The organism is Mangrovibacter phragmitis, from assembly GCF_040429585.1.
In the GTDB taxonomy this organism is placed as follows: domain Bacteria; phylum Pseudomonadota; class Gammaproteobacteria; order Enterobacterales; family Enterobacteriaceae; genus Mangrovibacter; species Mangrovibacter phragmitis.
In genome coordinates, this window is record NZ_CP134782.1 from 2,110,134 (window position 1) to 2,131,426 (window position 21,293).

The 21,293-nt window shown below is 46.4% G+C and carries 17 protein-coding genes; 6 read left to right on the top strand and 11 right to left on the bottom strand.

The window, feature by feature from the left end:
* Window position 1: 1 nt before the first annotated feature.
* The 4 genes from virB11 (at window position 2) to mobC (ending at window position 4,698) form a co-directional block, all read left to right on the top strand.
* Window positions 2-1,021: a P-type DNA transfer ATPase VirB11 gene (gene virB11, locus MPHASIOC01_RS10355; protein WP_353614546.1), complete on the top strand. Its 1,020-nt coding sequence runs from the start codon at window positions 2-4 to the stop codon at window positions 1,019-1,021.
* A gap of 60 nt (window positions 1,022-1,081) precedes the next feature.
* Complete coding sequence (locus MPHASIOC01_RS10360; protein WP_044173363.1) at window positions 1,082-1,384, top strand: TrbM/KikA/MpfK family conjugal transfer protein; 303 nt, start codon at window positions 1,082-1,084, stop codon at window positions 1,382-1,384.
* 698 nt (window positions 1,385-2,082) lie between these two features.
* Window positions 2,083-3,942, top strand: a complete 1,860-nt coding sequence (locus MPHASIOC01_RS10365; RefSeq protein WP_058683320.1) for a type IV secretory system conjugative DNA transfer family protein — start codon at window positions 2,083-2,085, stop codon at window positions 3,940-3,942.
* A gap of 9 nt (window positions 3,943-3,951) precedes the next feature.
* On the top strand, window positions 3,952-4,698 hold the full coding sequence (gene mobC, locus MPHASIOC01_RS10370) for a MobC family replication-relaxation protein (protein WP_001593446.1): 747 nt from the start codon (window positions 3,952-3,954) through the stop codon (window positions 4,696-4,698).
* A gap of 60 nt (window positions 4,699-4,758) precedes the next feature.
* Here mobC and MPHASIOC01_RS10375 read toward each other — a convergent pair whose 3' ends face one another.
* The 3 genes from MPHASIOC01_RS10375 to MPHASIOC01_RS10385 all read right to left on the bottom strand — a co-directional run bounded on the left by MPHASIOC01_RS10375 (window position 4,759) and on the right by MPHASIOC01_RS10385 (window position 10,297).
* On the bottom strand, window positions 4,759-8,283 hold the full coding sequence (locus MPHASIOC01_RS10375; protein ID WP_353614547.1) for a DEAD/DEAH box helicase: 3,525 nt from the start codon (window positions 8,281-8,283) through the stop codon (window positions 4,759-4,761).
* Entirely contained in the window at window positions 8,267-9,046 is a 780-nt protein-coding gene (locus MPHASIOC01_RS10380) for a Hachiman antiphage defense system protein HamA (protein ID WP_001593448.1), read from the bottom strand. Before MPHASIOC01_RS10380 ends, MPHASIOC01_RS10375 begins: the two co-directional genes overlap by 17 nt.
* A gap of 303 nt (window positions 9,047-9,349) precedes the next feature.
* On the bottom strand, window positions 9,350-10,297 hold the full coding sequence (locus MPHASIOC01_RS10385) for an ArdC family protein (protein WP_001593449.1): 948 nt from the start codon (window positions 10,295-10,297) through the stop codon (window positions 9,350-9,352).
* A gap of 840 nt (window positions 10,298-11,137) precedes the next feature.
* Here MPHASIOC01_RS10385 and MPHASIOC01_RS10390 point away from each other — a divergent pair.
* Both MPHASIOC01_RS10390 and MPHASIOC01_RS10395 read left to right on the top strand, forming a co-directional pair.
* On the top strand, window positions 11,138-11,497 hold the full coding sequence (locus tag MPHASIOC01_RS10390) for a mCpol domain-containing protein (protein ID WP_001593450.1): 360 nt from the start codon (window positions 11,138-11,140) through the stop codon (window positions 11,495-11,497).
* A gap of 9 nt (window positions 11,498-11,506) precedes the next feature.
* The gene (locus tag MPHASIOC01_RS10395; RefSeq protein ID WP_071549951.1) at window positions 11,507-12,109 is read left to right on the top strand and encodes a hypothetical protein; all 603 of its coding nucleotides are present in this window, start codon (window positions 11,507-11,509) and stop codon (window positions 12,107-12,109) included.
* Window positions 12,110-12,454: 345 nt separating this feature from the next.
* Here MPHASIOC01_RS10395 and MPHASIOC01_RS10400 read toward each other — a convergent pair whose 3' ends face one another.
* From MPHASIOC01_RS10400 to MPHASIOC01_RS10435, 8 genes are all read right to left on the bottom strand, one after another.
* On the bottom strand, window positions 12,455-12,862 hold the full coding sequence (locus tag MPHASIOC01_RS10400; protein WP_223340727.1) for a Mov34/MPN/PAD-1 family protein: 408 nt from the start codon (window positions 12,860-12,862) through the stop codon (window positions 12,455-12,457).
* Window positions 12,863-12,902: 40 nt separating this feature from the next.
* Window positions 12,903-14,672, bottom strand: coding sequence for an E2/UBC family protein (locus MPHASIOC01_RS10405; protein WP_264865386.1), 1,770 nt, complete (start codon window positions 14,670-14,672; stop codon window positions 12,903-12,905).
* Entirely contained in the window at window positions 14,672-15,970 is a 1,299-nt protein-coding gene (dncV, locus tag MPHASIOC01_RS10410; protein ID WP_114262680.1) for a CBASS phage resistance system c-GMP-AMP synthase DncV, read from the bottom strand. The genes MPHASIOC01_RS10405 and dncV overlap by 1 nt, the downstream gene beginning before the upstream one ends.
* Window positions 15,970-17,043: a CBASS cGAMP-activated phospholipase gene (locus MPHASIOC01_RS10415; RefSeq protein WP_032142592.1), complete on the bottom strand. Its 1,074-nt coding sequence runs from the start codon at window positions 17,041-17,043 to the stop codon at window positions 15,970-15,972. The genes dncV and MPHASIOC01_RS10415 overlap by 1 nt, the downstream gene beginning before the upstream one ends.
* Window positions 17,044-17,464: 421 nt before the next feature.
* On the bottom strand, window positions 17,465-19,210 hold the full coding sequence (locus MPHASIOC01_RS10420) for a hypothetical protein (RefSeq protein WP_117041413.1): 1,746 nt from the start codon (window positions 19,208-19,210) through the stop codon (window positions 17,465-17,467).
* 60 nt (window positions 19,211-19,270) lie between these two features.
* A complete protein-coding gene (locus MPHASIOC01_RS10425) occupies window positions 19,271-19,741 on the bottom strand; it encodes a hypothetical protein (RefSeq protein ID WP_353614548.1) in 471 nt (156 codons plus the stop codon).
* A gap of 66 nt (window positions 19,742-19,807) precedes the next feature.
* On the bottom strand, window positions 19,808-20,164 hold the full coding sequence (locus MPHASIOC01_RS10430) for a nucleotidyltransferase (RefSeq protein WP_353614549.1): 357 nt from the start codon (window positions 20,162-20,164) through the stop codon (window positions 19,808-19,810).
* Between the two features lie 15 nt (window positions 20,165-20,179).
* Window positions 20,180-21,142, bottom strand: a complete 963-nt coding sequence (locus MPHASIOC01_RS10435) for a patatin-like phospholipase family protein (RefSeq protein WP_001593459.1) — start codon at window positions 21,140-21,142, stop codon at window positions 20,180-20,182.
* Window positions 21,143-21,293: the final 151 nt, after the last annotated feature.

A 21,293-nucleotide genomic window follows, 5' to 3' on the forward strand; every position in this document is an offset into this window, starting at 1 on the left:
TATGAGCGCTGAAAACCTGTCACTGGATTTTATGAAAAACCGGCTGTTTGGTGATTTTCTTGCTCAGGATGGCCTGACAGAAATTGCGGTTAACCGACCGGGTGAGCTGCATACAAAAATTCGGGGAAAATGGCAAAAACAGGCATCCCCCATCACGTTGCGTCAGTGTCATGCTTTTGCCAGAGCGCTGGCGTCCTGGCATGACGATAATATTGACGATACATCACCCATCCTTTCTGCAACATTAGGATCCGGCGAACGTATTCAGGCGATTATTTCTCCGGCCTGTGAACGTAATACGGTGTCCATTACGCTGCGCAAACCCTCGTTTGAGCAGAAAACACATCAGTCATGGATTGATGCGGGATTTTATCAGCACGTAGCCGGTCAGGAAAAAATGGAAAGTCAGGATAATGCACTGATCCGGTTATATCACAGCGGGGATATTCCCCGTTTTATGGAAAAGGCGGTGGAATACGGCAAAACGATTTTTATTGTGGGTGAAACCGGCTCCGGCAAGACCACCTATATGAAAACGCTGCTGCATTATATTCCGCTGCATCTCCGGCTGGTAACGATTGAGGATAATCCTGAAATCCGTTTTTATCACCATGCCAATTATGTTCATCTTTTTTACCCGGCGGATGCCGGGGATAATGCTATTGTCACACCCGGCAAGCTAATCCGTGCTAATTATCGAATGAACCCTGACCGGATATTACTGGCGGAAATTCGTGGGCGGGAAGCGTGGGACGCGCTGAAAATTATCGGCTCCGGGCATGAGGGGTTAATCACTTCCCTGCATGCTGGCAGTCCGGAGGAATGTATTGAAGGGATCATTGACCGCTGCTATGAAAACCCCGACTGTCGGAATATTCCTTTCGACGTATTGTTGCGCAAGGTGCTTAAAAGCATTGATGTGATCGTCAGCATGGATATTCACGACGACGTGCGCCGGATGAGCAATGTTTATTTTAAGCCAGTCCATCTGAATAATATGAGGGAGGCATTCAGAAAATAACCCCGGTAAATAACACTCCCCAAAACACGTAACCTTTCATTAATCATAACGGTGACTGAAATGAAAAAAGCAATATCCTCCGTATTATTGTTTTGCGTTATGGCGTCATGTTCAACATCTGTACTGGCTGCTGATGCCTGCGAGGTGATGTTATGTATGTACGGTAAAGCAACCGGAAATGGCGGCGGCAGTGAATGTCATTCCGCTGAACGTGAATTCTTTAATATCGTGAAAAAGAATAAACACGGCTTTCTTCCTGACCATACGGCCGATGCCAGACAATCATTTTTAAGTGAATGTGATTCGGCAGACCCGGCGGCTATCAGTCAGGTCATCAGTAAATATGGCCGCGTTCGTGGTTAATACTGGCGAGACGGGCACAGAGCGTGACGGTTTTCAGGTTTTTACGGCTTCTGTTTTTCGCGGATTAAGGAGCGAAGAAACAGGGGCCGCAAAAATGAGGCAGCGGACAGAAATATTTTCGCGGGTTAAGAAGCGAAAATAATTCAGGTACCGCACCTCACCTGCAAACAGCCGCGCCCACGCGGATTTTGCAGGCCGGGGGAGCCGGATAAATTTCGCCGCCCCAGCGAGCGAAAAGCTGTCGCCCACGACAGCGGTTTACCCGGGGGGCACAGCCCCGCACACCGTCGCAGCTAAGTCTCCGGCCAAAAGCCGGTAGCGTGGCGCGACCACCCTCTTTAAAGGTCAGCTTCCCTTTTATTCCCGCTGCGAGGAACGAGCAAAGGGAAGAAAAAGGCGAAAGCGACCGTCTTAAAGGGGGTGGTCGCGCGTAGCGTGCGACGGTGTGCCGCCTTTGACCCTGGGGGTTTTGGCGTGGCGTCCAGCCGCGACATTACCCCCATGCGACAGGCAATAAGGGCGTCCAGCCCGCATGTACTGGCGCACGCCGTTTCGTGCAGGGAAGCATGCTTTCCGGTACATGGCCGCACAGCGGTTACCTTCTTTACCCCATACGCTCGCCCCGTCTTTTCGCCCGACACCGTGGGGCGAATTGATGGGGCGATGTCATGGGGCGAATCGCTGACGAAGGAGGCATGATGATTTTAAATAAGCTTACCGCTTCACTGTCCCCGATAGTGAACGGGATGCTGGCGGTGCTGGCTTTTGTGCAACAGAAACAACTGGTGCTGGCATTATTAGCGGGGCTGACGATGCCGTTTTTTGCATCAATGAAAAGCGATGAACGGCAGAAAGCCCCGTTATGGAAAAGGTTGATTATCGCTTTTTCCCTGCTGTGTTTTCTCTCTGGCACACTGGCCCCGATAGTTATCGGATCCTTCCAGTGGCTGTATAAGACCAGACTCACCAGTGATAATACGGTACTGGTCTGGTCAGTACGGATTGCTTTCACTGTAACCGGAATTATTTTTCATATTATGCTTCGCCGGGTATTCACGCCGGAACTGGACAAAATAAAGAAACATCTTGTTAAAAAAACTACCCTTGAACGCGAATTGCGCACCGATGTCCGCACCGTAAAGTCCCTGCTGCCGGAAACACTGCATTATGATCCGCTGGATTATATTGACCTGAATAAAGGCATTTTTACTGGCATGGACAGGGAGAACGAACCAATGTATCTCCCGTTAAAAGACTGGCAGAAACAACACGCGGATATTATCGGCACCACTGGAGCTGGGAAAGGTGTTGCCACCGGCATATTGCTTTATCAAAGTATTCTGGCCGGTGAAGGTGTGTTTGTTATGGACCCCAAGGATGATGAATGGGCTCCACACCTTTATCGGAAAGCCTGCGAGGATGCAGGAAAACCCTTTGCCTTAATTGACCTGCGAAAACAGCAATACCAGCTAAACCTGATTGAAGATATTACGCCAGATGAACTGGAAGAATTGTTCGTTGCAGGTTTCAGTCTGGCGGAAAAAGGTCAGGAATCTGACTTTTATCGGATCGACGACCGGAAAGCCGCCCGTATGGCCGCACAATTTGTCAGCGATAATCCATCGACAACAATCCGGGATGTTTATAACGGTGATTACGTTCAGGGTATTGCCGAAAAAATCAAAGCATTTTTTGGCAAGATTGAGGAGCTGGCATTACTCAATGCCATTAATTCACCGGAGGGTTTTTCACTCAAAAAAATATTTGATGAAGGTGGCTGCTGTTATGTTATCGGCTCCATGCGAAACAGCAAAATCATTACCGCTCAGCGTATGCTGCTGGTTCGCCTTTACCAGTTAGCAGAAAGGCGCGAACGTGTAACAGACGTACCCCGCCCCATTGCTATTTATCTTTCCGAACTGAAATACCATTTATCCAGGCCAGCGCTGGAAGGTTTAGGCGCGGCTCGGGATAAAGGCGTGCATATTATTATGGATCACCAGTCCATTGCCGATTTAAAAGACTGCCCGGCAGATTTGAAAGGCGACGCCGTTGTCGGTGCGGTCGTTGAAAATGCCAAATTTAAACTGGTTTACCGGGTTATGGATCCGGATACAGCAGACTGGATAGCGAGAATGTCAGGAACGATTCTGGTGGATGACGAACTCCGTAAGGCTAAGACGGATAATATGCTCACTGAAACCATCGACAGTGAGCGCACAATCCGCCAGGCCGAGCGTTTTTTTATTGACAGCAATATGATCCTGAACCTGCCTGATTTTGTCAGTTTTATCTTTACGACAACAACGCTACCTTCTGCCTCCCTGATTTCACCGATAAAGGTCAGAAAGCGCCGGTTAAAAACCTTTTCTGTTTCCCCTGATATTGCCGCAGCGGCGGCACCGGTGAAGATCGCACTGGATTTTGGCGACGATGATAAACCAACCGCGCTGGATGTGATGGCATCGCACCCGGCTCTTTTCTTCGACAAAAGCGAAGTAAAACCGACAAAGCCAAAACCTGATGATGAAAAAGACCTGTCCCCGCTGGATTTTTAAGGAGCGGTTATGCTGATTTCGACATATCAAGAGCGCCAGACACGCAACAGAGAAAAAATAAAACAACTGCTGAACTTCCTGAAAGAAGAAACCTACAGCGATTTTAAAACGCTGATACTGCTATTTGGTTTCCGGGATCATAAATCGCTTTATACCCTTCTTTCAAAAGTCGAGAGAATGGGGTTAATACAAAAGCATGTCCTGGTATCACGCACAATAAAAATTTCATTGTGGGGCATAACCAGTGACGGACTGGCCGTTGTGTTAACCCCCGACGATGCGCTTTTCCCCGCACGATTTGAGCCTTCAAAGATTACCGGCTGGACGCTGGAACATCACCTTGATAATCAGGCGGCACGGATCATCCTTGAGCAAAAAGGCGCGTCCGGCTGGATAAACGGCGATCGCACGACCTTCCTCAGCCGTTATCAGGTCAATCACCGGCCAGACGGGCTGATCACTCTCCCTTGCGGAACCGTGATCGCCATTGAGACCGAGCGCCGTCTGAAAACCAGAGCTCGCTACCAGTCAATCATCGCAAGCCATTTACTGGCCCGGACCCGGAAAGACTGGATTTACGTTTTTTATATCGTGCCGGACCCGCAGAAAAAGCGCGGCCTTGAACGGCTGTTTGACAGCATCAGACACGTTATCGTTAACCATCAACACATCCCGCTGGAAACCCGCCACCGGAATGTCTTCCGCGTCTACACGCTCGACGAGTTGCAACGGCTCAACTTGGATAACAATATATAGCTACGGTCTCACCGATTACGCTAGATGCATGCACCAATCATAAGTCGCTCGAACCAGAAATCAGGTAGAAATAAAGTCGTCCGGTCCTAAATAATCGAACATGGCACGACCATTCTCATCATCCACCTCAACTCTAAGAAGACCTCTTCTGTTTGTGTTAATTCTGCCATTTATACTTCCCAGAGGAGTGCCATCATCAGCCAGCACGTGATGAATACCATCAACAGTGTAAAGCTGCAATGGTGTGCCGATCACTGCCGGAGTATCTCTCCAGTCCACCATTCCGTTATAACGATGACGACTCCAAACCTGGCTGCCTTTGGGGCTGAGACTACCCAAGAATTCCAGCCACATCACTCTGGTTTCAGGTGTAGGCCAGTCATGATTATCCGTGTGGCTTATCACTTCTTCAGAGTTCAGCCACCTTCTAAGCTCCTGGCCGGATTGAAAATCGGCAGTAGTGTCTGTAACCACTTTTATGGCTGCAAGCCTAGAGCTAAAACCCGCCTGAATAAGCAGTGAAGACGAACGGCTCAAGGTACCTGTTTCAACAGCAGCAACCGCAAAACCTAACTCATAATCGTCTAGCGTGGTATCTGTATCACCTATGAGGTCTCCATTAGCTGTTGCACGTACCCTAATAGCCTCCATTGCCCACGGAAGTCGATACACCAGCCCATTCTCGACGAATTGAAGCGTTTCAGACGCCTGCGTATTCGCGACGTTAGTCATGGGTTCACCCAATAGCCAGGAACGTAAAATACCTCTCCAGTCGCCAGGCAATGGATCGGGTATAAACGGATAGAAGGTAAAGACCTCTTCAGCGAGCGCCGTGATAGCAGCAATTGCCTCTTCGGCATCACCGCCCATTATAGCCGCATTCGCATCAATCAATAGTTGGTTGGCCTTAGCGGCAATAGCATCAAGTCGTAGCCCGGTTGTAAGTCCTACCCCCGACAGGAAATACCCCCGGCGCCCTGCTGCCGTTGAGCGCTGCCAGATGTAGCGGCTGCGGGACAGGAGTCCCGATTTCAGCAAAATCCGTTCATTCTCATCCCTATAACGCTGCAAACTGCGTTGCCAAAGTGAAGACTGAAGAATGTCATCAAGAGCAGTTTCAATCTGGTCATCCGGGATATCATTCTCACCAAGAAGGCTCAGAATAGCAGTATCAAGCGTTGAAAGTTGTTTTTCCCAGATGGCCTGCGCAATATCTCTTTCTTGCGGAGATTCGGTCATAATTTCTGGAAATTCCCACGCTACGGCGTTGTTGGTCACATATTCAGTGAGTGCTTTTAAATCCCCACCAAGCCGTGTATGCATGCGAATCAATAACACACAGACAAGCTGTATTAGTCCGCTCTCCATCTCACGGGCCCCCGTGTCAGATGTGAGGGTATGCCAGTTAGTCTGGCGTTTATTTACTTTATCGAATATTGGATAAATCACCAGCCCTTCAACATCTACATATGCGCGCCCTGCTCTGCCTATGACGTTTCTGAACTCGGACACTTTGATAAGCTCGCGATTCCGATGAAGAGAATGCATGACGATAGCTGTTGCCGAAAGATTAAGACCTTGTGCTAGCGTCGGTGATGAGATCGTCACTTTAAGTACCCCATCTCGCAGCAAACGTTCGATTTCTTTGCGGTAAGCCGTAGGCAATGCGCCATGATGAAGAGCCACGCCCAACCGTAGGCAGGCAAGTATCGGGCTGTGTGCCCCCAACCATTCTTCTCCCAGCGAGATAGCCGTATCCAGAATGTCCGGGGCAGCATCAAATAAAGATGGCAGTAGTCCGCGCTGATGCAGATCGACAATTGTCTCGGCAAACGGTTCGACGCTCCGGCGAAGTGGGCAGTAGATAAGTACGGTCTGTCCATCTTCAATTAGACGCCAGGCTGTCGCTAAGCAGAGCTCCTTGTTATCAGAGGGAAACATTTTTGTTCGCTGCTTTTTATTAGGTAATTTAACCTTTGGCGGTTGTCTGCTGACGATAAAACGCGATACCCAAGCCGCCTCATAACCGACGCTGAGATTAAGCCGACCTGCTGGAGCGGACCATATGACCTCGCCAAACTGCAAGCGGGTCGGTCGCCAATTATTTTTGATTGGTCCTCCGGGCTTGTCACGACGGAGCCAACCGGCAAAATCATCGAGTTGCTCACCATCAGGTAGAATTGCCGAGAGGCAGACAATTCTGCGCGTATCGGCATCCTGTCTGCGCAACAGCCGTTGAATTTGAACTTCATACCGAACCTCTCGTTCATCGGCCCCAATCATGTGCCCCTCATCAAAAATAAAAAGTCCTACATCATTAATAATTGACGGGTCATTCCGGAGAGCAAAGTCAAGTTTTTCAGGCGTGGCGACGACGATGTCACGCTGGCGAATTGCATCCTCATCCATACCACTTACGCCAATGCTGCCATACAGCATTGATATTGTTTTCCCAAGCGGCCCAAATGTTCTGGAGAGAGTGGCTTCTGTTTGTGCAGAAAGCGCACGAAGCGGGGTGATGAAAACAACACGCTTGCCACCCGCCAGACAGCGAAGAATACACAATTCAGCAATACGAGTTTTTCCAGCGCTGGTTGGCAACGAAACAACCAAATCGTCATTGTCATTAACAGAGCGTCCGGCGGCCTCTCTCTGCGATGGCCAGAGATCAATTTCGGCTCGAGGTCGTCTTTGAAGCAGTGCAATAAACAGTTCCCGAAGCGCGGGCCATTCAGCAGCGTCACCACCAACTGGAACCAGTGGCAATCTTTCATGGAATGTATCTGACCAAAGGTCAGATAACAGATGAATGGTAATAAAGTTTAGCCACCACTGGGGTAGCATATTAAACTGAGCACATATACTTAGACTAATTCTTAATTTTTCAATAGCCCTGGAAAGCAAACGTGATTCTCCCCTTTCTACAGCGAGAAGGTAGAGAGAAATGGCCGACATATAGGCGTCAGTCAGTGCCAAATCAAGCCCATCAAAAAGGATGTCCTCCTCTGACTCACTGTCACCGTTCTCGTCTTGCGGCAAGTTTAGGCGAGCCTGGAGGATTTCAGTAATTTTCACGTCACTGCCATCACCTCTGAGCCGAAAGCCCAACGCATTATCGCGCAGAGTACGCAAATCACGCCGGATCAGTTGTATAAGAGCCCTCTCTATTGGTGAAAAATTATCATCCTGACCAACCATTGCGAGTAACGAATAGGCTCGTGCTGAAAGATGCGCAAGGTGATAGCTTGCAGCAGCCATTACGAAGTGAAAATCTGTATCCCGGCTGTCGCGTTTTCCTTTAGCAATAGCCGACTCGAGTGCGGTTCCGGCCTGTTCAAAAGCAATTCGCGCATAGGCGTCGTCTCCATTAAGTTCTCGAAGACGAAGGCCGAGATCGATTAGGGCATAAGCATAGCCTTGAAGGTCCTGACTGAGCAGTGCGCTAAACTCCGGTGCATCCGGCGGCAAGTCACCGTCTCGCCAGATCACCGACCGGGCTTGCCCGCGTGCAATCAGGCGCCCGCGAAAACCTACAGCTGAAGCTTCCTTAATAGCTTCGATAATTTCATCAGCTGTTGCTGGCATCGCTAATCACCTTTTCAAAAGTTGCGGCAATAAACTCACCATGGCGAGCAATTCTTAGACAAACACCCCACTGATTATTTTGACCTGTATACTTTTCAATTGAAGTGGTCAGCATAGTTTCTGAAGAGTTGCCCGATAATAGAAAGATAAGATGCCGGACGCATCCTGGAACAATTCCTTGCCGAAGCGTTGCATTTAAGATCGCTTTAGCCAAAAGCTCCTCACCCTGTTCATTCAGGCGATCTGCTATGAACATTAGGGCATGTGAAGATGGCAGCCCTTGCTCTTTATTCAAGTTATCGCGGGCTTCAGAAACCACCTCTCCCGTCATTTTGGCGCGACTTTTCGCTTCGGTTTTAAGGAAAAAAAGTTGTTGAGAAGACTGATCTATGTAAATACCAATGACGTCCTCACCACGCATCGACATATTGCGATGATCTTTCCAGCGCAATCTTTTTATAGGCGTTTTATAGCCATTGCTACGTGCATTTATCCATTCAGTTGCAAATATCTCACCCAAATCACCGGAACGAATCTGTTTCGTTTCAGGCAATTTTCCAGCAATGTATGCCGCCAGCCCCGGTTTACCTAGAGCTTCAAATGCGTTAGCGATATTTCTTGGTGACGCATAGTGTTCAGGTATTAGCGCGGCCATAACCTGAACGCCGAACATACACTCGGCATCCCTGGCCGTTATTGACTGCAAATAATGGTCGCTGATATTACGCTCTGTCGAATCACACCAGTCCTCGAAATTTGCCATACTAATTCCTCTATATGGTCTTCTTTTTGGTAGTACGGAACCAAGGAGGGAGAAACACCAGAATATCTTATTGTCAACCGTCCGATCAACATAACTTCAGAGCTTCAACTCTCAGATTTAAAAGAAGTTCTAATGCCAGACACCATAATCAACGCATAGAATGCACTATTCCGCTGTAGAGGTATGATTGTTCGGTGCTCGTTCCGACTCCGCTCCGTCTCACTCATACCTCTACAGCGTTACCGGTTAAGCCTATCCCAGCACGGAAAGCCACACTCCTTTGCGGTCCTGAGACCTTGCGGCTCAGATTTTGTCCATCAAATAACGATGTGCTTTAGAGGCTGCGCTGACCGCTTTGAAAATATAACGCTTGTCGTTTTTCAGCTCTTTCAGCCAGGAAGCAATATAGCTTTCATGTTGTACCTCTCCCTCAATGCCAAGATCAGCCATCAGAAAGGCACTTCCCAGCTCTGCTATCAGTTCTTCCTCTGCATAATCCGCACTGCCAAACTTCCCTTTCATTTCACGGTTCAGACGTTTTTTGCCACCACTCCAGTGAATCAGCTCATGCAGACCTGTAGCGTAGAAATTAGCCGCATCTGAAAACAGATGGCGCTCCGGTAGCCAGACTTCATCTGTTGATGGGCTGAAAAAGGCGTTTTGTCCTTTCTCGATGATGTTTGCGCCACTCTTCCGTAACAGGTTCTCAACCTGCGGCACCGGGTCAAAGGTTGCTTCCGGGCTGACAGTTTCAGTTGTCAGGGCCAGGCCGTCGATTTGCTGAACGTTAAACACGGTAAAGGTTTTCAGCATCGGAATATGTTCAACTTCTCCGGCGGCGTTTTCCTTCTCCAGGGTGGTGTAGAAAATGGCTGTTGTGCCACGTTCACGTGTGCGAACCTGTCCACCTGCTGCCTGTGCCTGTTTGTAGGTCATCCAGCGTGAATCGCTGAAACCCTGTTTTGATGCACTGCACCATAGCAACATGATATTCATACCGCTGTAGGCTATGCTGGTGGCGTAATTCGATGGCAGACCAGACATGCCGGATACACGCTGCCACGGGCATGACCAAGGTTTCACACCGGCTTCTAGCGCTGCAATGATGCTGTCGGTAACGGTCTGATAAATATCCGTTCTGGTTTTAGAAAATTTCGTTTTTGAGGAGCCTGACGGGTCCAGCGGGGATATGCTGGTCGCCGCTGCGGTGTTAGGGGCGCTTGTCCGGGGATTATGCAGGGAAATTGTCATGATTTTTTCTCCGTCAGTGTGTTTTTTTCGTCTTCGTATCGCCTGACGGTTCGCTTTCCCGGCATCGTTCTGTCCTGCAAGGGCGCAGCAAGCGTGCCATTTACCCTTGCAGGACGGGTTGTGTTGGGAAACGATTAACAGGAAGCCGATACAGGAACGAAAAGCGCACAGGAGAAAAACTGCCCCTGCATAGCCGGGCGTAGCGCCCCTTACTTCGCAGTGGTGAAAAGTAAATTGGTGGTGTTGAGTCTGGGGCCTGCACTGACAGGGACTTCATGTAGGTGTTAGCATGCTTTCCTGCCGGACGAGACGATCCTGCTAACCGGGGGCGGTTTGTTCTTAAATTAATTGTCTCGTTCCGGCATCACTTACAACCGGACCCGGGCTGTCTCATTATTGAACGCAGCATCCAGTCTATCCACCACCACCTAGATCTGGGGTGAGAGATTTCTTGGAAATGGCCACAGCACCGTAACCGGAGAATCATTCTCAAAGGGCTTAACAGGTATATTATTTCACTTAATTATAATGCCAATGTCATGAGAAATCTTTAGTGTAAAGATTTAATAATTATCATTTAAGTGTAGATTACAAGCAGAACAATTGAATTAATCGCCACATTGAACATATAAAACCTCAACACACTTGATGTATTTAACAAGACATAGGATTAAACCCATTAAAATTAAAAAAATTTAAAATACAAACCTCGCTTTGGCCGGGTATAAATACAATTTAAACCGCAACGTTTTTAAGTAAATAAATTCATTTGCAACTAAGCATTCAGGGTTGATATAATATAACCACTTAGATAATAATCCATGTTAGTTTGGAGTTAATATGTACATAGCGATAGATGGCGATGATGTGGGGAGAAAAATAACCTCATCATACTTATCCAACTCAGAAGAGAGGTTGACATACATAAGCAACAAATTAAATGATACCACAAAAAAAATATCTAAAATGCTTTTATCCAATGGATTTGAGATAATTTTCCAAGCCGCAGATGGTGTTACAGCGAAAACAGACAACGAGGTCAATCTTAACTTTGTTTTTGATAAGATAAAATCCTATTCCTTTGACGAAATTACATTTTCAGCTGGTGTGGGAGCGAATCTAAGAGAAGCCTATGTTGCACTGTTAAATTCTAAAAGCAACGGTAAGAATATGATTTCTATTTACAAAGACATATTATAATGGTGCGAAATGTTTAGAATAATAAGATTTGACTGGTTGTTAAAAACGGTATCACTAATCTCTTTGTTTGTCACAATACTTTCATTTTGGATCTTTAAGACAGTTCTGTCTTCTGACTTAAGCCTGCTCAAATTGTTATCAATATCATCATTAGCATCCATTATCATAAACTTCTTTCTCCTTTCATCAAAGATATCAAGACTAATATGGGGAACAATAAGGTTTTTCAAGAAAGACATATATCCTGACTTAAATGGAATTTGGGTTGGACATATAATCACAGAAACAAATGATGAATTTGAAGTCCGCGCAAAAATAAAGCAAGCACTCCTTGTAACAAAGATAGAAATGCACGGCCCCACAGTTAAATCTGTTACGCTAGAAGCAACACCAACTAAGGAACTGGATAACAACAAATTGTATTATGTATATAAATCAACCCCTAAAAACCCTAGTTGGAGCGAGTATATTGGCTCGACTATATTCGACGTAATTGAAAGTAACAATGCGCTCCAACTTTCCGGTCGATATTATACAGACAGAAAATCCGTGGGGAGAATATCAATAAAAAGAATATCACTTAACACTGACTCCGATATATCTTTTTATTAACTTTCGGAATGTTTAATTACCACATCAGCCATGTTCGTTCTTTTAAAACAGAAGGATAATTCGCGCTACTGATATATTAATCATGGAAAAACTCCTTTCAGTAGCCATTTTCCCTAGAAAAATACCCCTGCATACCTCATATACTCCATCGAAACTGATTATTATGGGAGACTCCACTTATAAAGAATTGCGAGGGAAATTCGAGTGGTGTTTTTTTCGTCCTCTCCCCATTAGATGCCCCCAAAATAGCCATCATATTAAATTTATTTTAACACATAAACTATACTGTTAAAAATGACTAATATCTGAAAAATGAGTGCAACTCAACAATTTCATCTATTTTTTTTACTTCTCTCTTATACTTTTTATATCATTTCCGTTTTTTATTCCTACCCACTCAGATTTTCTGCCTACAATAATCAGGAGCATTGTCTCTGTTGCGATCAGTCCAGTCAGCCAAGATTTCATGTCTGTATAAGACGGTTGAGGAAAATCTTCGGGATGTGTATGCCATTCGCCTAAATAAACAAGAAAGCCATTTGACTGTTCAAACAGTTCATCTACTTTCAGCTGATGATGGTCACCTTTTCTTTCAAACCGATTACGTGTCCTGATGTCACCCGGCCCTGGTTCCGAAATGTGAGTAATAACGATGTGAGGTCCCCGGCGTTCTCCTATCAGAACCCCTCCAGCTTCTGTGCTGACATATTGCATTTGGCGATATGACTTGAGCAGTCGAACGACTTCGCTCATGACCACTACATGATTGTCAAAATTATCGATGAATACCAATTCATTTATGTTCATTACACACAGGGCAATTCGGCTGATGTGGCAAAAATTGAGGTCTGAGCGAACGCCCCCCCTCAAGGATATGTTCATTGTAAGTCCACTTTAACTCTGGTTCTAGAGTACTTAACACGGCCATCTGGGCCAGAGATGACGTTATGCTACTAACTGCTGCATCATAAAGGGTGTAAGTGCTGCCACAACTTTTATTTTTTTCGCTTGATATATCAAGATCATTAAACCTTGAATCGGTTCCTTTATGGTATTTTGCAGGGTTAGAAACCATACACCCGTAACAGCTTCGGCCATCATCAATAAAGACTTTTGATGCCCGGCCGTTGCCATCATTGAACGCGTGGATAATATATGGTCTTTGCTCCAGTGGAATCTGTCTAACCACCGCAGCGATGCGTTTTGACACAGGTGGGCGTCCTGTCGCATCAATAATGATGTCGTACTTCTGCATTTCATCTGCGCTGATACGGAATTGTTCCATAAATCCTACAACCTTTGTCTGTAAATGCACAGACTCCTGTAGCTTTGCCGCAAGTGAAAGGGATTTAGGCCACCCGAAATCATGTGACGATAGGGTATGACGGCCAAAATTACTGGGTTTGTAGATATCATCATCATAAAGATGCAGATAACCCTTACCACATCCGGCTCCGTTGCGTAGTAATAATTCGGCCAGATACCCTCCAATTGTTCCACAACCTATCAACGCTATACGCTTTGTTGAAAGACTTACTGCCCCCTTCCGTCGTGTATTCCGGCTAAGGAGCGTCGCAATGTCAGCACGAATGACACCCAGCCTTTGATATTCCGTGCAAACACTTTTGCCACCCAACATCGCCGCAAGCTTGACCGTTGAGTTTTTGGCTGACTTCCGGTACCTTCTGAAATCAACAGACTGCGCATTGAACTCAACATAGATAGCTAAGATGTCCTGGTTTAAAACATCAAAGAGAAAAATGTACCTTTTCTTCCCTTCGGCTTTGATGTTTTCAATGACTCTATCTCTGGCATTGTGGTCTGATTTTTCAAGCCATTCCAGTAAGTCCCGGAATGAAGCCGGTGGCCATTTCATCCCGGCTAGACGGCTGGGATTTACAGAAATGTAATGCGTGCTGATGGGTATTTCTTTTAACGAAGTTCTGGGGAAATACCTTTGTTTGAGCCACTTGGTCATAACGGCTTCCGAGTCCTCCGGGGATGATTCCTCAACCGTTATGTACTCCTGTCTGGTAGTTCCATCAGACTTAAGTAATTTTGCCAAAGAGGTTTTAAGTGTGGTCCCCCGACTTGCGTTTGACAGAAGAAAGAGTGTCTCGCTGGGACGCCAGTATGCAGCAAACTCCCCTTCCAGTTCTCTCTTATCATTTACCCCTTGCGTAGCAGCGGATACCGAATTAATGAGGGTCTGGTGTATCTGTGCATCAACTTCTTTATATGTTGCTTCCAGATCGTTGGAATCCCAGTCTGCTTCCATCTGCTCAACATAGCAAAGGAACCCTTCCAGGGCGACATGGGGCATAAGGCAATTTTTGAACTGTTCAGGTTGCTCAATAATGAATGCTGTCGGCAGTTCTGTGAAAGGGTCGGGATGAATCACCAATGCAACATTAAAATTACCGGCATCAGTCGCGTATTCTTTCGTGTAATATCCTGCACCTCGCTCCCTGCTGTGCAGAATCGATTTTTCAGGAAGATTGCGGGCACGCGTATAGCGATACCCGCATCCCGTCATCACTTGATGGAGCTGCCCGTCCTTCATCAGCCACTTACCATCGTTTTGTTGATTGGTTTAGATGATGGCTCTTTGGATGGTGCATTGAGAAATGCCGGAGCTGCAGCACTTGACGTGATTAATAGGGCATTAGTCACACGTTTACCAAATGCTTCGTTGATTTTACGTAACGCTTCTTCCCGACTTTCTGATTGCTCAGCGGCAAGTAAAATACCGTACAGACCTTCCATAGTTTCAACGATAGCTCTATGGTGCACGTTATGGTTACTTTCCGCAGGGAACAATGGTTTTTCGTCAGTATCGTCGGGACTTTCCACACCGCGATTGAATTCCTCAGGCAGCAACCTGGCAATAAGTTTCATCGTCCCGGTGAGGTCGGAGCCATTATGAGATTCTCTATCGAGGATGTTGACGACTGCAGTCATCAGACTGATTGATGAAGGGCCCCCAACTTCCCATTGTGCATCCCGCCAAGCCTTCATAAACCGGCAAACTGAACGCAGATGCCCGCCGATACGTTTACAGCTTTCGTTGAACCAGTCTTCAACAATTTTGGGGTCGCTGACTGACCATCTTCTGACCCCTTCGCGAAGTGCCAGGTTCACTTTGTCGGACTCAACGGCATAAGCCTCGCGTCCCCCCCGGTTCAATGCAAAAGATTCAAACACCGAATCTGACTTTATGAGGTGTGCTGAATCTGCTGCTGTTTGTTTTTTCTGGAATTGTTCTTTAGGGATCGCATACATCGGTACATCAATGTGTGTTTTCTCCCGATAGATTTTGATGCGTCCGCAGGTATTCTTTTCTTCAAATACCCAGCCATCGTTTTCAGCTTCTAGTGATTTCAGTGATGTATCCACGAGAAGGAGAAGCAGAGTGTGTCCAATGCTCGGTTCGGATTCAAACACCGTCATGGGCATGTAGGTGCCATCATCAATATCCATTTCCTGCCCCGGATGAAAAGGCCTGTTTAACGTATCGTACTGAAAACTTCCTTGAGTCCAGAAACGAGGCTGGAATTTGATGAAGTCATCGCGTGCTTCATCTTCCATTTCAAAAATAAGTCGCGCTAGATCAGCACGTTCTTCGGGGGAGAGGTAGCGAACTTTTGTTTTCTCAAGTTTTAATCTGACACTTTCAAGTGTCAGCGCTTGCCTTCTCACGTCAATTGCGACTTGGCGAGCTTCCTGAAATACATCTCTCGTCCTTTCACGTACGATCTGACGAAGTGCTTTGAGTTTATCGGATTCAGTCTTGCTCAATTTGAGCTTACTGATTAAGCCATCCATATTGTGACTATAGTAATTGTTAAAATCCCAAGGCATCAGAGTTTCTCCTGCGCGATTGCGCGCTTAAAGGGTTTTGCAGGTGTAGTGAAAAAGCTCTTAAGCTTCTGGTTCTGAGCGAACTGCACAGTAGCGAGTTGTCTTCCCCTTGCGCGCAGGTTTTCAATGGAACTCTTCGTGGCATTATCCAGAGTGATGTCGCTGGCTGCTTCATTAGGGATCACTTCATCCAGACTGGTGTAGTTATCGGAGGCACCATGGAGCGTAAGCTCGCGCAGGAGCATATTTTTATGGAGATGTTGGTTAGCCGTCATGGTTGTAAGGACCAGTTTTTTACCTACGCCCCAAAGTCGGCAGTAGCCATTCCACCATTTTTTGCTCAGCAGCCTTGGGCTAAGTGAATACTCTTCCCCGGTAGTACCGATATTAAGTATGTGTATGTCTTTATGAGCAACATCAGGAAAATCAGACTTCATGTCCCTGAAAACTTCCAAAAATCCGATATAACTGGGGTTGTTGGCGACCAGACCTCCATCAGCAAAATAAGAACCAAGGTCTTCACAATGGTGTGGTGCAAAGAACGTCGGTGCAGCGGAGGTTGCGAGTGCGGCATCAATCAATTTAAGTGCACCGTCGCGGGTAAAATCTGGGTTATGTGGTGTCTTGAAGAACTGAGGTTTTCCTGTTGAAAGATTGACTGCCGGGACCATTACTCTCCGGGCCAGGTCATTAAAGGTAGTCTCGCCACCGATCATCGTTTCAATTGTTTGTCGAAGTGGTTTACTACTATAAATGGGAGAAACAAGTGATTTAAGGAGATTGAATAGCCACCATCTTGGTGGAAAAATATCATTCGCTTTATCTAAGAAAACACATTCCAACTCGCGAGCACTCTTGCCTTTAGCAAGGCCGAGAGCCAAGATCCCACCTATCGATGTCCCTGCGATGAGGTCAAAGTAATCGCCAATTCTGATTTCTTGGTCAGGGTGCCTAGAGGCAAGTATCCTCTCAATCTCAGCAAGCACACTGATTGTAAACATCCCTCTGGCCCCACCACCATTTAGGCAGAGTAGCCGTACTCCATGGTCATTGACTACATGCAATTCAGACATTGAAAACCCCATAACCAGAGAATATAGCTATAAGATATGTCTGTTTTTATTCTTTTCAATGTACAAATAATCAGTGTTTTTGTAATTAGTATAAAACACTTTTAATTCTATAAAACATACTGATTTAACCTGTAAAGTTAGAATTTTTACATTTTATATCCAATCAAAGGAAGGTCTTCATTTGAAACGAAGAAGAATCATTCGATGACTCTTTGCGGTACGTGACATCCACTGGCACTATCAGGCAGTGTCCGATGAACCAAACTCTTGAAGCCTGCCTGACCTAAAGTGAAGCCCCCACAGGCAAGATAATTCCTAACGATAAGGCCAACGACGATAACATCCCTACTTACACCAACAAACGTTAGGCCATGATATTGGCACGAGGTACCTAATATTGACATCACGCAACGGTATTCGGTCAGTCTATGAGATAGCTTTCGTCCATCTCTGGGTCAACTTCAAATCTCTCAGTTTCAAAATAGATAAGACCTACTTCTTTTGGAACGGCATCTAGTTTGTCGAGTACGGCATTAATTCGAGCGCATTGCTCAGCGTTGATATAGAAGCGATGGTCGTTTAACCAATTCCGAGAATCATGATAGTTGTCGAGCGTTGCCGCCTCCAGTGTTACGACACATTGTTCTATTTTTGAACGACTGCACAGTCGCTTGATTTGAGGAATGATATCGACTGTTCGATCATCCGACACGACGATCGCAAGCCTTCGAGTGCCGCTCGTTTGTACGTAACGCACTCCGGAATTATACCGAGATCCCCTTGATGGCGTACACTCATCGGTCGCTTCACCGTCGAGAATAATCCCGATAGCATGGCAAAGACCAGCAGGATCAAGCAGTATTGTGCCATCAATACCGCTGACACTTCGAAGGAGTGATTCAGTGAGCTTAGTTGGCACGATTCTAGTACCTTGCTTGCAAAGTCGATTCGCCTCGCAGGCCGCATCTTCCGCAACAACAATCATGCTCCCATGCCCCTGACTGGTTTGGGTCATCAGAAGGTTCCACAAGTGCAATCCACTATCTTGTGAAGACAACGGAAATAGTCTCGCGTAATTTGCCAGGAAGGCAGCTTTGTCAAAAGGCTCCTGTGGAAGTTTGGGCACAGCATATTGACTGAGAAGCAGTGCTTGGTTACCGCAGTACAACTGCCAGTGATAATGATCTATAAAATCTACCGTGAACGCATCTTGTGCACTGGGATCGTGCGACTCCTTCAGTCTCCCAAGTCCATAGATGTACTGACTATTTGCGATAATGCCGACACCTGATGCCGCCATCTGCAAGACTTTCCGAACCCATCGTGGCTCACGAAAGGGAACTGGCTCAACAAACTTCGCCAGGAACTCAACCGCCTCGTTATCTGGATCGACGAGAATGAGCTGACCTATGCCTTTCGCCCCCTCGTACATAAGAGAGGAGACAAGGTTCAAAGCATCGAAAAGATCAGTATGAATGTATCTTCGTTCGATCGAGAGGCCTGCGGTGTGCAGAAAGTCCTTTGCAGCAATCCGTATTATTTCCTCGGCATCTCTCATACTGCCATGGATAAATCTTCCTGGATCAGGGTTATGCAATTCCTCAGTAGCCTCACGAAGAAGCGCATACATCGCTGCATGTATCAGACTACGAAATCCATGTCCTTGTTGGCTTTCGTCAACAGACTTGGAGAGCAAAGGAGGGAATTTCTCGAAAGTGTCGTTTGGAATCTGTATGACTGGGGTGACATAATAGTCGTCTATTCGCCTAGACTCTCCGCAAAATGACGTTACGTTATGCTCGGTATCAAAAGCATCAAGTGCCTTACTAACCGATGTTCGCACTGAGTCGCGACGTATCCACTCTGGCTTGTCGCGCATGCTTGGCCCATCACCAAAAATCATACTCTGTAACCGATGATTCTTGTAAATCGATTCAACTGAATCCAGCAATCCTTCAAACAAAGATAGATGCCACTTACCATCTTCTGGCTCTACGCATATCGGATTCGCATTTTTACTGCCAAGGCGGCGAGCACCAACAAGTAGCACTTCTGCATCAGCCGGTGCACCCAATTTTTTCAGTACATTACGTGCCAGAATCTGGATGTGAATTCTGTAGCTGTCCTGATATCCCCACATAAAAAGGTTAATGATGCTACCTGCCACCTCGATTTCTCCTGCTTGCTGTTTGCCGTGCCCTAAGACCAGCAGTTTTGTCGACTCACTTCACCATTCATTCCACATTTTTATTGCAGCGTCGATAAACGCTTCCGCATCGGCTTTCTCCCATGAGGTATGTGTCCCCTCCCAAAGCAAGTAATACTGTTCATTGGCGCATACCAGCTTGTCTTTATCTGCTTCTGTCTGAATCCAATTCATGGCATTGACAAAACAATCAGCATAACTGGTGCCAAACTTTTCATTTGGCACGTTGTAGAGTAGACCTTCAAGGTAATAGGAAGGTGCAAGTCCTGACTTCAATTTTCCGTCAGCAATGAGTTTACTTCGAAGGTTCTTCAGTACGCGAACCATGGGCTTTAGCCATTTATTACTGGCCTGATGTTTTAAGGTGAGATTTTCTGAATGCTGCTTGGGGTAATTGGCAATCCGTTCACCAGCGCCATTAAAGAAACAGATGCCCTCATCGTATTGTGAGTCGTAATGCCCCTTGAATTTCCAATAACGACGAAACTGCATTGATGCGATAACGTCAGCTTTGCGCCTACTTCCATTTGCCGCTACAACTATGGCCTTATCTCCGACCTAAACATCAGACCCGAAGCGCTCTGTAAGAGCCTCAAGCACATCTTGCTTAAATTGAGTATACGAGTAGGTTGCAGGAACAAATGCACGGTCATACGCATCTTTGTCTTCTGGTGATAACTGTGTGAGGTCACTGTAGTAGACATCATCAAGACATATGACTACATCAACGTCACTTTCAGCATAAATGTTAGTATCGTTTCCATAGGAGCCCTGAAGGAATACTTTAAAATTCTTTCCATGATACTTAGTGTTTGCGCTCTCTAATGCATTCTTTATAATGCTATAAGTCGAGGCAGACTGTGCAATAGATCCTTGGTGGGACCATGTATCGAGCTGTGATTCAGGTATTCCCATATTATTTCGCCTCACTCATATCAGAAACTCTCTTAATTGTGCCTCACGAGCTCCAAAAGACTCCCTACCACGCTGTCGAAGGGTATTCAGTTTATCTAAATTGTACTCAAGTAAATCTGTCGCCATCTCAGGCCGTTCGAATGTGTCGCTGATCCGAATCGTCGGAATATCTTTGAATAGAATGTCGCGTAGTTGATCCATCGATTGTGTATTGATCTCTAAAGTTTTTTGAAGCAGCTGGACTGCGAGCCATTTCTTAGCAATCCGCATAAGGAGACCTGGTTTAGGTTCTGGATAGATACCAACACCGACATTTATAACCCGGATATCCTTGTGATCTTTTTTCAGAGCGACAGTGGCGTCGGCGATTGCAAACAAGGTGGGGTTGTTTGCGCAGTAACCTCCATCGATCAACTCAACCTTATCTCCTGCTGCGGTAACAATCACTTTCCTTTCGAAGAACGGATAAGCCGAGCAAGACGCTTGCACTGCATCAGCGATGCTGACCCCGAATCCTGGACTGAAGGTTCCCTTGCGACCATGGGCCTGCACAACATTACCTTTGAAGATCATTGGTCTTTCGGTCATCCATCGAGTTGCGACGATGCCAATACCCATCAGAACATCTTCGAATGTCTTGTCTTGAAAAACTTCCTTAGCCAAATCCTGGAGCGCCATTGTTCTTGCCGCAGCCGACCGGCTGGACATAACTCGTGGTACATGTTCGGTGTACAGTGCGTGTATTTGATCTACTTCGTATCCTAGAGCGATGAGCGCGGCAATAATCGCACCGGTGCTAGTACCAAATACAAGATCAAACCTCTTATATAATGGGCACCCAAGCATAGCCTCAATTTCCTTGAGGACACCCAGCGTATAAAAGCCCTTTGCACCGCCACCATCAAGTGCGAGAACACGGCATATGTTGTCGTTGCCGTACTCGGTGAGTAGTGATGACGGCGAAACAGAGTAAGTCATTCTTTTGCACTCCTTGTTCACTACGAGGATATCCAACTAGTACCGAACAATTTATAAAAGCTGGAGACTTCAAGTAGTCCGAAACCTGCATAAACCAACAGCGTGAGCGGATGGATCTCCATCAAATCGCATAGTAGGCTAACTTGTTCGA